Raw genomic sequence first — 14503 nt, forward strand, 5'->3', positions numbered from 1 at the left:
CCGGTAAAGTTTCCGGCGGCGCCATTACTTCCGGCACTATCGGCGGCGCCGGCAGCAGCGTAGCCATCAACACCACCGGCACCATCACCGCCGGAGCTTTCTCCGGCAACGGTTCAGGCCTGACCAATATCCCCGACTCCGCCCTGAACACTATCTCTACCGCCGGTAAAGTTTCTGGAGGGGCCATTACCTCCGGCACTATCGGCGGCGCCGGCAGCAGCGTAGCCATCAACACCACCGGCACCATCACCGCCGGAGCTTTCTCCGGCAATGGTTCGGGCTTGACGAATGTTTCCGACACGACAAGAGTCCTCAAGGCCGGCGACACCATGACCGGTACGCTCTCCATAGACGCCGGAACAGCGGATTCCGCCTTACGGATAAGGACCGATTCGAACACTCGCGAAGCGCTCTATATCTCTAAGACCGGCAAAGTCGGCATCGGGACGACGGCGCCGGGAGCTCCACTTGAGGTAAATCATAGTGGAGTAGCTGACGGTGCCTATATATTAAAAATTCAAGGCACGGCAGTTGATGGAGGTTTCAAGCGTAAGGGTAACAATCTCTCGTTTCTTGCTTACGAAAGTGAAATATCACAGTTCAAGGTTGCGTCTGGAGCAACCCAAATTAAATTTGTAGGTACAACAGATGTTGAAATGATGAGAATTACAAACGGCGGCTATGTCGGCATCGGCACGACCAGCCCCTCAAGAACCCTGGAGGTTGCCGGAACAGTCAAGGCAACTAATTTTGAAGGCGACGGTTCCGGCCTAACTAACGTCGCTCCTTCCGGCAATGCCGGCGGCGACTTAACCGGCACCTATCCAAGTCCAACCATCGGCAGCGGCAAAATAACTGCGGCCAAGATGGGAACGGGCTCTGTCACCAGCGATGCTCTTGCCGCCAATGCTGTCACCTCCACTGCCATCGCCAACAATGCTGTTGACTTAACCACCAAAGTTACCGGCGCTCTCCCCGATTCTAACCTGGCAACAATAACTACCGCCGGTAAAGTTTCCGGAGGTGCCATCAACTCCGGCACCATCGGCGGCGCCGGCAGCAGTGTCGCCATCAATACCACCGGCACTATTACTGCCGGAGCTTTCTCCGGCAATGGCTCCGCTTTAACCAATGTCGCTCCTTCAGGCAACGCTGGAGGAGATCTAACCGGTACTTACCCAAGTCCAACCATCGGTAGCGGGAAGATAACCGCTTCTAAGATGGCAACCGGTTCAATTACCAGCGATGCCATAGCGGCCAATGCCGTCACTGCCACTGCCATTGCCAACAGTGCTGTTGATTTAACCACCAAGGTTACCGGAGCCCTCCCCGATTCTAACTTGGCAACAATAACCACCGCCGGTAAAGTTTCCGGTGGGGCAATTACTTCGGGCACTATTGGCGGCTCAACGGCTATAAATACTACCGGAACCGTTACCGCGGCGGCTTTTGTGGGGAATGGCTCTGGTTTAACCAGCGTCGCTCCTTCCGGCAACGCCGGTGGGGATCTAACCGGCACTTACCCAAGTCCGACAATCGGCAGCGGCAAGATAACTGCGGCAAAGATGGCTACCGGTTCAGTAACCAATGACGCGATCGCTGCCGGTGCTATTGATGCTTCCAAACTTACTACCGGAGCTGTTACCGCCGGAGCCATTGCCGCTAATGCCGTCACCTCCACCGCCATTGCCAGCAATGCGGTTGATTTAACCACCAAAGTAACTGGTTCCCTCCCTGATTCCAACTTAGCCACGATAACTACCGCCGGCAAAGTTTCCGGAGGTGCAATTACTTCTGGAACAATTGGCGGAAGTACAGCCATAAATACTACCGGCACAGTAACAGCAGCCGCTTTTGTGGGGAATGGTTCCGGGTTAACCAGCGTCGCTCCTTCCGGCAACGCGGGCGGCGATCTGACCGGTACTTACCCAAGTCCAACCATCGGCAGTGGGAAAATAACCGCAGCTAAAATGGCAACTGGTTCAATCACCAGTGATGCCATTGCCGCTAATGCCGTCACTGCCACCGCCATTGCCAGCAACGCGGTTGATTTAACTACCAAAGTAACCGGCGCCCTCCCCGATTCCAATTTAGCCACGATAACCACTGCCGGCAAAGTTTCCGGCAGTGCAATTACTTCCGGCACCATCGGTGGTTCAACGGCAATTAACACGACCGGCACCGTTACCGCTGGAGCTTTCTCCGGCAACGGCTCCGGCCTGACCAACGTTTCCGACACAACAAGGGTCCTCAAAGCCGGCGACACCATGACCGGGACGCTCTCCATAGACGCCGGAACATCGGATTCCGCCCTACGAATAAGGACTGATTCGAACACCCGCGAAGCGCTGTATATTTCCAAGTCGGGCAAGGTCGGCATTGGCACGACGAATCCTTTATACGCTTTGGATGTAGCTGGTGATGGTATTGGCAGATTTTCAAGCACAGTACAAGCTTCCACATTACAAGCTCCCCTTGTGTACGCATCTACCATTGGAACCTACAATTATTCAAACCAAGCTACTAATATTCAGAGTGCCACTGGATATGGCGTAAACTTCAAGGTAGGAACATCGACGGTTGCGGTGATCGACGGCACCGGCAATGTCGGCATCGGCACCACCGCCCCGGGACAAAAATTGAGCGTCGCGGGCACAATCGAAATGACCGCCGGCTCCGGCGGCGGCCTCAAATTCCCTGATGCTACTATTCAAACGACCGCCGCTACTCCCGGCAATTATGTCCAGAAAACCGGCGATACGATGACCGGCCTTTTAACTGCCAACGCCGGGATCAACGTAACGGGAACAGTTACAGCAACCGCTTTCTCCGGCAACGGTTCCGCCCTAACCAATGTTCCGCCTTCCGGCAATGCCGGCGGAGATCTAACTGGCACTTATCCCAATCCGACAATCGGCAGTGGAACAGTCACAGGAGCTAAGATCGCCAATAACACCTTAACCGCGGCTAATTTCGGTACCGGTGTTGTTACCAGCGCCGCCATCGCCGCCAATGCCGTTACTTCCACCGCGATAGCCGCTAACGCAGTTGATCTAACCACTAAAGTTACCGGCTCTCTACCCGATTCCAACCTGGCTACAATCTCTACCGCCGGTAAAGTTTCCGGCAGTGCAATTACTTCGGGCACCATCGGCGGCTCAACGGCTATAAATACTACCGGGACCGTTACTGCGGGAGCTTTTGTGGGGAATGGTTCTGGTTTAACCAATGTCGCTCCTTCAGGCAACGCGGGCGGCGACTTAACCGGTACTTACCCAAGTCCAACCATCGGCAGCGGCAAAATAACCGCAGCTAAGATGGCGACCGGTTCAATCACCAGCGATGCTCTTGCTGCCAATGCCGTTACCTCCGGAGCCATTGCCAACAGTGCTGTTGACTTAACCACCAAAGTTACCGGCGCCCTCCCCGATTCCAATTTAGCCACGATAACCACCGCCGGTAAAGTTTCCGGCGGCGCCATTACTTCCGGCACTATCGGCGGCGCCGGCAGCAGCGTAGCCATCAACACCACCGGCACCATCACCGCCGGAGCTTTCTCCGGCAACGGCTCGGCTCTAACCAGCGTCGCTCCTTCAGGCAATGCCGGCGGCGACTTAACCGGTACCTATCCCAATCCAACCATCGGCAGCGGCAAAATTATTGGTTCAAATTTGGCGAGCGGTATAAACATCAGCACCACCGGCACGATTACAGCTGGCGCTTTCTCCGGCAACGGTTCCGCCTTAACTAACGTCGCTCCTTCAGGCAACGCTGGTGGGGATCTAACCGGCACTTACCCAAGCCCAACCATCGGCAGCGGCAAAATAACTGCGGCCAAGATGGGAACGGGCTCTGTCACCAGCGATGCTCTTGCCGCCAATGCTGTCACCTCCACTGCCATCGCCAACAACGCGGTTGATTTAACTACCAAAGTTACCGGCGCTCTCCCCGATTCTAACCTGGCAACAATAACTACCGCCGGTAAAGTTTCCGGAGGTGCCATCAACTCCGGCACCATCGGCGGCGCCGGCAGCAGTGTCGCCATCAATACCACCGGCACTATTACTGCCGGAGCTTTCTCCGGCAATGGAGCCGCCTTAACTAACGTCGCTCCTTCCGGCAATGCCGGCGGCGATCTAACCGGCACCTATCCCAGTCCAACGATCGGCAGCGGCAAAATAACCGCTTCTAAAATGGCAACTGGTTCCGTCACCAATGACGCGATAGGGGCAGGTGCTGTGGACCTTACCACCAAAGTTACCGGCGCCCTCCCCGATTCCAATTTAGCCACAATTTCTACCGCCGGCAAAGTCTCCGGCAGTGCCATCACCTCCGGCACGATCGGCGGCAATACCGCGATCAATACGACGGGAGATCTGACCGCCAACAACGCGGTGGTCAACGGCAATCTCTGGGTCAAGGGGAGAGCGACCACGGTCGAGTCGACCGTCGCCACCTTTGCCGTCCAGGAGATCAGGCACGCCCCCACTCTCGTCGCTTTGACCATCAGGCCGAGCGCGGAAAGTCAAACCCTGCCGGGGCTCTCCACCATCCGGGCCTACCGGCTGGCCGGTGACGCCAACCCCACTTTTGAAGTGTCCAGCGATGGCGAGGTGATCGCGCGGAAATTCACCGGCGACGGCTCCACCTTAACCAACGTCGCTCCTTCCGGCAATGCCGGCGGCGATCTAACCGGCACTTACCCAAGTCCAACCATCGGTACGGGCAAAATAACCGCCGCCAAGATGGGAACCGGTTCAGTCACCAGCGATGCCATTGCCGCTAACGCCGTCACTGCCACTGCCATCGCCAACAACGCGGTTGACTTAACCACCAAAGTTACCGGCGCCCTCCCCGATTCCAATTTAGCCACGATAACCACCGCCGGTAAAGTTTCCGGCGGCGCAATTAACTCCGGCACTATCGGCGGCGGCGGCAGCAGCGTAGCCATCAATACGACCGGCACCATCACCGCAGGAGCTTTCTCCGGCAATGGTTCAGGCCTGACCAATATCCCCGACTCCGCCCTGAACACTATCTCTACCGCCGGTAAAGTTTCCGGAGGGGCCATTACCTCCGGCACTATCGGCGGCGCCGGCAGCAGCGTAGCCATCAACACCACCGGCACCATCACCGCGGGAGCTTTCTCCGGCAATGGCTCGGGCCTGACCAACGTTTCCGACACAACGAAAGTCCTCAAAGCCGGCGACACCATGACCGGCACGTTGACCATAGACGCCGGAACAGCTAACACCGCTTTACGGGTAAGAACTGATTCAAACACCCGTGAAGCGCTGTATGTTTCTAAAGCCGGTTATCTTGGGATTGGGACGACGAATCCGGGAGCGTTGTTGGAAGTGAGTAAATATGGAGCGGCAAATCAACAAGCGGCACGCTTTACAAACACGGGTGGTAATGTATTTCTTGAATTAGTAGCCGGAACAAAAGCAGCACAAATATGGTCTCAGGGTGCTGGGCAACTTGCATTTTATACAGGAGCGACGCCGGGGACTCTTGGAACGCAGCAGTTGATGATTGATGAGAACGGCAATGTCGGCGTCGGGGCGGCGAGTCCGGGCCAAAAACTTTCAGTGGCCGGCACGATCGAGACGACCGTCGGCGGGATCAAATTCCCCGACACCACCATCCAAACAACCGCCATGAGCGGCGGGAACTATGTCCTCAAGGCCGGCGATACCATGACCGGCACGCTGACCAATACGGCGGGCGCTAATTTTGCAACTTCATCCGGCAGTGTCGGCATCGGCACGGCGGAGCCGGGTGCGAAGTTATCTGTTCATCTAAATGAAGCAAATACAAATACCGTTCCATATATTAATATGTATAACGACGCGAGCGGGTATGTAGATTGGGCCCTCAAGAAAACAGGCAGTAATGATTTGACAATGTATGACGCATATCAAAACCTTCCAGTAATGACCTGGCAATATGTTGCCAGCGGCGGCAAGGTCGGCATCGGTACGACCACTCCAGCTTCGAAACTGACCGTCGCCGGCACGATCGAAACGACAGTCGGCGGCATCAAATTCCCCGATACAACCATCCAGACTACCGCCGCAACCCCCGGCAATTACGTTCTCAAGGCCGGCGACACCATGACCGGCACTTTGACCAACACGGCGGGCGCTAACTTTGCTACTTCATCCGGCAGTGTCGGCATCGGCACAACGGGGCCAGCGACCAAGCTGGATGTCAGAGTGTCCGGCGGTGATGCTATAGCTTTTGGCGGCGGAGCAGTCCAAGTCGGCGTCTTGGGATTTGAAACCTCTCCTGCCAAGACCTATCTTAAGGCAAACCACACTTCTTATGCTCTAGGTTTTAGGGCCGGCAATTCAGCGACTGACCAAATAACTATATTAACGGGCGGCAACGTCGGCATCGGCACGACGGAACCGGGGGCGAAGTTGGATATTTATGGAGGAAATTTAAAACTGACGGGCGCCAGTCAGACAGTTTACGCTATGCCAACTTCCGGCTACGTAACAAATCTTGATCTGGTGGCGGGCCAAACCTTTTATGGTTCAAATGGTGCATCAATCAGAGTCCAATCTTCCGGGGCCGGTGCTGATGGAACTCTTCTATTTTCAACCAATCAGGGAGGAATTGGCGCAAGCGAACGAATGAGAATCACAAATACCGGCAATGTCAGCATCGGCACGACGGAATCAAGACAAAAGTTGAGCGTCGCCGGCACGATCGAAACAACCGCCGGCGGGATCAAGTTCCCCGATACGACGATCCAGACCACCGCTGTCAGCGGCGCTAATTACGTCCTCAAAGCCGGCGACACCATGACCGGTCTTTTAACTGCCAACGCCGGGATCAACGTAACAGGAACAGTTACAGCAACTGCTTTTTCCGGCGACGGCTCGGCTCTATCCAGCGTCGCTCCTTCCGGCAATGCCGGCGGCGATCTAACCGGCACTTACCCAAGTCCAACCATCGGTACGGGCAAAATAACCGCCACCAAGATGGGAACCGGTTCAGTCACCAGCGATGCCATTGCCGCTAACGCCGTCACTGCCACTGCCATCGCCAACAACGCGGTTGACTTAACCACCAAAGTTACCGGCGCCCTCCCCGATTCCAATTTAGCCACGATAACCACCGCCGGTAAAGTTTCCGGCGGCGCAATTAACTCCGGCACTATCGGCGGCGGCGGCAGCAGCGTAGCCATCAATACGACCGGCATCATTACCGCAGGAGCTTTCTCCGGCAATGGTTCAGGCCTGACCAATATCCCCGACTCCGCCCTGAACACTATCTCTACCGCCGGTAAAGTTTCCGGAGGGGCCATTACTTCCGGCACCATCGGCGGCGGCGGCAGCAGCGTAGCCATCAACACCACCGGCACCATCACCGCCGGAGCTTTCTCCGGCAATGGTTCGGGCTTGACGAATGTTTCCGACACGACAAGAGTCCTCAAGGCCGGCGACACAATGACAGGCATGCTGTCGATCGACGCTGGGACAGCGGATCCCGCCCTGCGGATAAGGACCGATTCGAACACACGCGAAGCGCTGTATATCGCCAAGGCCGGCAATGTTGGCATCGGCACAACGGCGCCAAGTACCAAGCTGGATATTAATGGGGGAAGATTGCGAGTTAGTAATGATGGAGAAGGAGTTTTGGAGATCAAGAACTCCCTGGCCACTGATAATGGGACCTGGAACATAGGCATTGGCTCGGGTGGCCAGTTTTCGCAAGGGTATTTTGAAATTGGCGTAGGAGCGGTCCCGACCGTGGCGACCTATTCTCTCCGGTTGATGTCTGACGGAACAGCGGCTGCTCGGGTTGGAATGACTGCCCCGATTTTTAGAAGTCCGATCACCGGGGTAGGCGACGGAAGCGTGCTGGCGTGGACTAACACAGGAGGAAATTTCAACGGATACCTTTCCGTAGGGGCAATTCATACCAATGACGGCAATGCCGAATCCAGTACCCGGTTGTATATGGGTGATTTTGTAAATTCTAAAGTAGATGTTCGCGACTGGAACAATAATGTCTATTTAACAGTGCAGCGTACCGGCAACATCGGCATCGGGACAACGGAGCCGTCGTCAAAACTGACCGTCGCGGGTACGATCGAAATGACCAGCGGCTCCGGCGGCGGTGTCAAATTCCCCGACACAACCATTCAGACCACCGCCGCAACACCGGGCAACTACGTCCTTAAAGCCGGCGACACCATGACCGGCCTTTTAACTGCCAACGCGGGGATCAACGTAACGGGAACAGTTACCGCGACTGCTTTCTCCGGTGACGGTTCCGCTCTAACCAACGTTCCTCCTTTCGGCAATGCCGGTGGTGATCTAACCGGCACTTACCCAAGTCCGACCATCGGCGTCGGCAAGATAACTGCCGCCAAGATGGGAACGGGTTCGATAACCAGTGATGCCATTGCCGCTAATGCCGTCACTGCCACCGCCATTGCCAGCAACGCGGTTGATTTAACTACCAAAGTAACCGGCGCCCTCCCCGATTCCAATTTAGCCACGATAACTACCGCCGGCAAAGTTTCTGGTGGGGCAATTACCTCCGGCACCATCGGCGGCGCCGGCAGCAGTGTCGCCATCAATACCACCGGCACTATTACTGCCGGAGCTTTCTCCGGCAATGGCTCCGCGTTAACTAACGTCGCTCCTTCCGGTAACGCAGGCGGCGATCTAACCGGCACTTATCCGAGTCCAACCATCGGCAGCGGCAAGATAACCGCGGCAAAGATGGCAACCGGATCAGTTACCAGTGACGCGATAGCAGCGGGTGCTGTGGATCTTACCACCAAAGTTACCGGCGCCCTCCCCGATTCCAATTTAGCCACGATAACCACCGCCGGTAAAGTTTCGGGCGGCGCAATTAACTCCGGCACTATCGGCGGCGGCGGCAGCAGCGTAGCCATCAATACGACCGGCATCATTACCGCAGGAGCTTTCTCCGGCAATGGTTCAGGCCTGACCAACGTTTCCGACACAACGAAAGTCCTCAAAGCCGGCGACACTATGACCGGGACGATGTCGATCGATGCCGGGACAGCGGATTCCGCCTTGCGGATAAGGACCGATTCGAACACCCGCGAAGCGCTGTATGTTTCCAAGGCCGGCAATGTGGGTATTGGGACGACAGGACCAGGGGCGAAGTTGGAAACCAGTGGGGAAATACGAGCATCCAGACCCACCATAGAAACATCACAGTATTTGAGTTTATTAGCTGATTCATTGGGAAACCGTATAGTTGGAACAACTCTTGATGGGTATCAAAAACCGATACTGTTTAATATGGATGTACCCAACGGGAATGCCAATTCATCAAACTATTATGCATTCCAAATTGATGGGTCAGAAAAGGTCAGAATTGATAGTACTGGCAACGTGGGCATCGGCACCACTGCCCCGGGACAAAAGTTAAGCGTCGCCGGGACGATCGAAACAACCACCGGCGGGGTTAAGTTCCCCGACACAACCATCCAAACTACTGCCGCAACACCGGCAAATTATGTCCAGAAAGCCGGCGACACCATGACCGGCACGCTAACTTCCTCCGCCACCACCGCTCTGAAGTCTTCCTCCGGCAACACCCTAACTCTGACCAGCGGGCAAACGGATGGAGCCTCGGCGGTAGGCCATGTCTTAGACACCCCAAGCTACACTACCTCCGGAGCAAAGCTGTTGAGCGTAAGAAACAATGGCGTGGAAAAGGCTTCCGTGGGCTATGACGGTTCAGTCTATGGCGCCGCAATTGTTGCTCCAATAATCTACGCGGCTACCCTTGGAACATACAATTATTCAAACCAAGCTACTAATATTCAGAGTCAAACTGGCTATGGCGTAAACTTCAAAGTAGGAACATCGACGGTTGCGGTAATTGACGGGACCGGCAGCGTCAGCATCGGCACGACGGAATCAAGACAAAAATTGAGCGTCGTGGGGACGATCGAAACCACCGCCGGCGGGATCAAATTCCCTGACACGACGATCCAAACGACCGCCGCAACTCCCGGCAATTATGTCCTCAAAGCTGGCGACACTATGACCGGGACGCTGACTAATACGGCTGGCGCTAACTTTGCTACTTCATCGGGCAGTGTCGGCATCGGCACGGCAAATCCAAGCGCGAAATTGGATGTAAATGGCGGCGGCATAACAGCAACCGGTAATATTTACAGCTCCGGCGGCAGACTGCAGGGCGGGAATAGTTTAATGAACGCGTCCAACGGTTTCGCGACCTTTGGCAGCAATTCTCCCTCAACCCCGGTCAGGATCAACCTGGACGCCGTCGGCACCGGATCGGGCGGGATTACTTTATCAACTGTGGAAAGCAACGTCGGCATCGGCATAACCACACCATCTTCGAAACTGACGGTGGCCGGCACGATCGAAACGACCGCCGGCGGGGTTAAGTTCCCCGACACAACCATCCAAACTACTGCCGCAACACCGGCAAACTATGTTCAGAAAGCCGGCGACACTATGACCGGCACGCTGACTAACTCCGCAGCCACCGCTATCAACGCTATCGGCAACGCTTATCTCGCCACAACTGCCGGCAATAAAGTGGGCATCGGCACGGCAACTCCTTACAAGGAGCTTACAGTTTCATTGGTAAAAACAGATGCAGCAACTGTTGTTGATGAGGTTTCTGATTATTCCGGAGCGATGATTTTGCAATCTAGCGTTAGTTCTGCAAACGGCGATAAAATTCCTCTAGTGTTTTCCGTGGGTGGCGCCAGTCCTCATATTTCTTCCGTCATAGAAGCCGGAAGAGAGGCTTCGAATTGGAATACATATTTAGCTTTTTATACAAACAATATTACTTCTGGACCTCAGGGCGTAGATGCGATCCAGGAGAAGATGAGAATTAATAGCAGCGGCAGCGTCGGCATCGGCACGACGGAGCCGGGATCAAAATTAGAGGTTAGTGACGGTAATGACGGCGCTGGAGGTGTTATCACCGCTAAAGATGGCGGCGCTATTTTGATGGCAAATGATTCCGTGGCTTATCCCCTGCAAATCGGAAACAATACTGGAGGAGCTAATTCGGTAAGATTTAGAGTAAATACTAATGGCGCGATCGATTACGCGGGCAGCTCTAGTGCTACTCCGACCATTTCGCTACCCAGCAATAAGTATCTGGCCCTTTCCGGCGGTAATGGGATGACCATAGCGGGCAACGTCGGCATCGGCACCACTGCTCCCACCTCACCTCTAACCGTGGCCGGCACGATCGAAACAACGGTCGGCGGCGTCAAGTTCCCCGACACAACCATCCAGACCACCGCCGCAACGCCGGCAAATTATGTCCTCAAAGCCGGCGACACCATGACCGGGACGATGTCGATCGACGCCGGGACAGCGGATCCCGCCCTGCGGATCAGGACTGATTCGAACACCCGCGAAGCGTTGTATATCTCCAAGGCCGGCAATGTCGGCATCGGGACCACCGCCCCCGGGGTGAAGCTGACCATGCCCTATAACAGTTATATCGGGTGGCAGTACTCTTCGGCCAATAACACCGTGACACATAAAATTGGAAAAACCTCCGACGGCGCAGGCCCTTTGCTATTTGAAACCGCCTTTAATCCCGGAGATGCGGGTAAAGTCTACACATTCTCAAGTCAGGCCGGGGAAAAACTGACGATATTACATGGCGGCAACGTGGGGATAGGAAGCACTAATCCTTCTTCACCGCTGACCGTGGCCGGCACGATCGAAACCACCGCCGGCGGGATCAAATTCCCCGACGCCACCATCCAGACCACCGCCATGAGCGGCTCTAACTATGTCCTCAAGGCCGGCGATACGATGACCGGTACGATGTCGATCGACGCCGGAACAGCGGATCCCGCCCTGCGGATCAGGACTGATTCGAACACCCGCGAAGCGCTCTATATCTCCAAGGCTGGCAACGTCGGCATCGGGACGACGGCACCGGGAAGTAAATTAGAAACATCTGTTGCGGATACTTCAACAACGTTCGCGGGAAACGCTACACAGGTGGGACTGGCTCTGACAAATACTAACACGACGGCTAACAACTGGAGCACATTGTTGTTTAGTGATGATGGGGGTACCCCGGCCACAATGATTGGAACACAATATACCGATCATACTAACAATTACGGTGAGCTTGCCTTTGGCACAAGGGGCGCAAGCGGTTTTGCGGAAAGGGTAAGAATCAATAGTAGCGGCAACGTCGGGATTGGGACGACGGCACCGGGACAAAAATTGAGCGTGGCCGGCACGATCGAGTTAACTTCCGGCGGCCTCAAATTCGCCGACACAACCATTCAGACCACCGCCGCAACGCCGGCCAATTACGTCCTCAAAGCCGGCGACACCATGACCGGCACGCTGACGAATTCGGCAACGACAGGTTTAAACGTTTCAGGCAATGCCTATCTCGCAACTTCTTCCGGCAATGTCGGCATCGGCACAACGAACCCGGGCGCGAAATTAGATGTGCAAGGCCAGATAATCGGCGGCTTCGGCGCGATGACAACCACCGGGTCGCTGGAGTGGAACGATTCTTCGAATACCCGGGCCGGCAACGGCAACACGCTGCTGCTGGGCAACGCGAGCAACGGTCCGGTTAATTCCAGCGCCTATTTTCATCCGTTCAATTTTGAATACAACGTAAAAGACGGCAGCGGCAACATTACCCAATTGGCGGTCCCGTATGCAACCACCAACTCGATCGACCTGGGCATCTATATGAGAGGCCGCTACAGCAGTGCCTGGTCACCCTGGGTCAAGCTGATCAGTGAAAATACCTCCGGCAAGGTCGGCATCGGCACCACTGCCCCGGGCCAAAAACTGACCGTTGCGGGCACGATCGAAACAACGGCTGGCGGGATTAAATTCCCTGACACGACGATCCAAACCACCGCCGCAACACCGGGGAATTATGTCCTCAAAGCCGGCGACACGATGACCGGGACATTAACTACTCAAGCTAATGTTATTGTTTCCGGCAACGTCAGCATCGGCACAACGGAATCGGTTTATAAATTGACAGTGGCGGGAGATATCAAGTTGCCAAATAACTCGGCTATCTATGCCCGCGATAGCGGCAACAACACTAATGCCACGATATTTAAGTACAATACTTCGAACCAGCTGGAGATCGGCGGCTGGGAAGGCAACTATGTATCAGACACCCTGGTTAAAGGTGGTAATGGAAGTATCTTTGCAGATTTCTCGCAGGGCAATAACGCAAACTTCATCGTCCGGTCGGTCAGTGGCGCTACTCCGACGGAATTAATGCGCGTAAAAACAGGCGGCAACGTCGGCATCGGCACCCCTGCCCCGGGACAAAAATTGAGCGTCGCCGGGACGATTGAAACAACCACCGGCGGGATCAAATTCCCCGACGCCACCATCCAGACTACCGCCGTTAGCGGCTCGAACTACGTCCTCAAGGCCGGCGATACCATGACCGGGACGATGTCGATCGACGCCGGGACAGCGGATCCCGCCTTACGGATCAGGACCGATTCGAACACCCGCGAAGCGCTGTATATTTCCAAGGCCGGCAACGTCGGCATCGGGACGACGGGACCGGGGGCAAAGTTAGATGTTAACGGGACATCAATTTTTAGGGGTAGTTTAGACATAGCTGGAAATAACATCGGAGAAGCGGCATATTTAGGAGGTTCTACTAATTTAACATTATATTCTGATGATGATGGTGGAAGCGGATATATTACACTTAACACAAGAAATGCGGGCAATACTGCATGGGTTGACGCTATAAGGGTTATTCAGGGCGGCAACGTCAGCATCGGCACGACGGAATCAAGACAAAAATTGAGCGTTACCGGCACGATCGAAACGACCGCCGGCGGAATTAAATTCCCCGATACAACCATCCAGACTACTGCCGCAACACCGGCAAACTACGTCCTCAAAGCCGGCGACACTATGACCGGGACGATGTCGATCGACGCCGGGACAGCGGATCCCGCCCTGCGGATCAGGACTGATTCGAACACCCGCGAAGCGCTGTATGTTTCCAAGGCCGGCAATGTCGGCATCGGGACCACCGCCCCCGGGGTGAAGCTGACCATGCCCTATAACAGTTATATCGGGTGGCAGTACTCTTCGGCCAATAACACCGTGACACATAAAATTGGAAAAACCTCCGACGGCGCAGGCCCTTTGCTATTTGAAACCGCCTTTAATCCCGGAGATGCGGGTAAAGTCTACACATTCTCAAGTCAGGCCGGGGAAAAACTGACGATATTACATGGCGGCAACGTCGGCATCGGCTCAACGGAACCCGGCTCAAAATTGACCGTTACCGGCACGATCGAAACAACCACCGGCGGGATCAAATTCCCCGACACCACCATCCAAACAACCGCCATGAGCGGCGGGAACTATGTCCTCAAGGCCGGCGATACCATGACCGGCACGATGTCGATCGACGCCGGAACAGCGGATCCCGCCCTGCGGATCAGGACCGATTCGAACACCCGCGAAGCGCT

At 55.3% G+C, this 14503-nt stretch carries 1 protein-coding gene; it reads left to right on the forward strand.

Translation table 11 applies throughout. The annotated features are described in order from the left end of the window. Positions 1-14503: hypothetical protein (locus tag WC903_08895; GenBank protein ID MFA5894061.1), on the forward strand; the 14503-nt coding region annotated here is incomplete at both ends.

It is taken from the genome of Candidatus Margulisiibacteriota bacterium, assembly GCA_041658645.1.
Lineage (GTDB): Bacteria > Margulisbacteria > WOR-1 > O2-12-FULL-45-9 > XYB2-FULL-48-7 > JBAZZV01.